General features: G+C 42.2%; 1 protein-coding gene. It reads right to left on the bottom strand.

Going from position 1 to position 490, the window contains the following annotated elements:
• Window positions 1–474 (bottom strand): sensor histidine kinase (locus ACYVRA_RS08600; RefSeq protein WP_461252305.1); only part of this gene is annotated, 474 nt, incomplete at its 3' end.
• Window positions 475–490 lie beyond the last annotated feature (16 nt).

Here is a 490-nt window from a genome sequence, read left to right as displayed (position 1 = left end):
TGGAATGACTTGAGACAACCGCAGTTCGTCGCTGATAATAAATTTGGTAACATTTGTATTCAAATTAACGATTAGTTGCTGATGTTTTTCCTGAGCGCGGACGCTCGTTACGTCGATGATATTTGATAACATACGTCCAAAATTAAAATCATCAAAAGAAAGTTCAAGTTTATTCGCTTCAATTTTTGACATGTCAAGAATATCGTTAATTACGCCCAGTACGTACTTTGACGCGTTGCCCGCCTTCTCAAGGTAACGTTTTATTGTTTGAACGTCATTTGTGTCCGTCGCGATGTTTATCATGCCTATTACGGCGTTTAACGGAGAGCGTATCTCATGGCTCATGTGGGACAGAAATTCGCCCTTGGCGTGGGACGCGTTCTGCGCTTCCAGTTCCGCCGCCTCGCGCAGGCCGACTTCTTTTGTCTTTATTTCAAGCAATTCTTCACTTTCTTTATTACGTTCGAGTAGCATAGTTTGCTTTTCCATT

The sequence above is a fragment of the Treponema sp. R8-4-B8 genome (assembly GCF_054786175.1).
This window is presented reverse-complemented; position numbering and strand designations above follow the sequence as displayed.